The organism is Shewanella sp. 11B5, from assembly GCF_002836795.1.
GTDB classification, from domain to species: domain Bacteria; phylum Pseudomonadota; class Gammaproteobacteria; order Enterobacterales; family Shewanellaceae; genus Shewanella; species Shewanella frigidimarina.
The window spans coordinates 1-1,318 of sequence record NZ_PJAP01000092.1 but is presented as its reverse complement, the minus strand read 5'-3'; the positions used below and the strand labels follow the sequence as shown (position 1 = coordinate 1,318).

Here is a 1,318-nt window from a genome sequence, read left to right as displayed (position 1 = left end):
GCTTCAGTACCAAAAATTTTTATGGGAGATGCCGGTAGTATGTTGATCGGCCTTACTGTCGTATGGTTATTAGTTCTTGGTACACAATCTTCAGGGTTGCATGATAGTGTGATTCAAAATTCTACAGCTTTTTCTCCTGTAACTGCTTTGTACCTTATCGCCATCCCACTAATGGATATGGCCGCCATTATGTATCGTAGAGTCAAAAAAGGAGACTCTCCATTTAAACCTGATCGTGATCATTTACACCATATTTTCGAGCGCGCTGGTTACAATCGTAAACAAACTTTACTTCGTATCACTTCTTTGTCAATTTTTTTATCTGTACTAGGTCTTATTGGTGAGTTTAACGATATGCCTGACTGGTGGATGTTTATGGGTTTTATTATTCTGTTTATCACCTATAATTGGGCATTAGCTCATGTATGGATAATCCTTAAATGGTTAAAGCGCAAGGTATGATTTATTTTATAAATCATTTTTTTTAGTTATGGCTCGCCTTCGTTGTAAGGATACATTATGAAAGTTGTTATTCCAGTAGCAGGCTTGGGTACTCGCATGTTACCCGCCACCAAAGCTATCCCAAAAGAAATGTTACCGTTAGTTGATAAGCCGTTAATTCAATATATTGTTAATGAGTGTATAGCTGCAGGTATTAAAGATATTGTGTTGGTCACCCATGCCAGTAAAAATGCGATTGAAAACCATTTTGATAAATCTTTTGAACTTGAGTCTACCTTAGAGAAGCGAGTAAAACGTCAGCTCTTGGATGAAGTAAAAGCGATCTGTCCTAAAGATGTATCCATTATGCATGTGCGTCAAGGTGAAGCCAAAGGTTTGGGCCATGCAGTGTTATGTGCTTATCCTTGTATTGGTAATAGTCCGTTTGCTGTAGTGTTACCTGACGTTATTTTAGATGAATATACCGCGAATCAAAAAACAGAAAACTTAGCTGCGATGATTGCCCGTTATAAGGCCTCTTTTGCTAGCCAGATTATGGTTGCTCCAGTACCAGAATGTGATGTTAATAAATACGGCATTGCCGATTGTAATGGTGTTGAGATAACACCGGGTGATTCAGCTAAGATTAAAAGAATGGTTGAAAAACCTGATGTCGGTGAAGCGCCGTCTAATTTAGCGGTTGTTGGCCGTTATGTGTTATCAGAGAAAATCTGGGCTCTATTAGCCAAAACACCAGCGGGTGCAGGTGATGAAATTCAGTTAACAGATGCTATTGATATGTTGATTGAGCAAGATACCGTAGAAGCCTTTAACATGACCGGTAAGTCGCACGACTGTGGTGATAAATTGGGTTATA

Annotated in this window: 1 protein-coding gene and 1 pseudogene; both read left to right on the top strand. The window is 38.9% G+C overall.

What is annotated here, in order from left to right; translation table 11 throughout:
- A pseudogene (locus CXF78_RS00760) lies at positions 1-462 on the top strand (undecaprenyl-phosphate alpha-N-acetylglucosaminyl 1-phosphate transferase); the annotation flags it as partial.
- Positions 463-519: 57 nt separating this feature from the next.
- A partial coding sequence (gene galU / locus CXF78_RS00755; protein ID WP_102035709.1) for a UTP--glucose-1-phosphate uridylyltransferase GalU occupies positions 520-1,318 on the top strand: 799 nt, incomplete at its 3' end.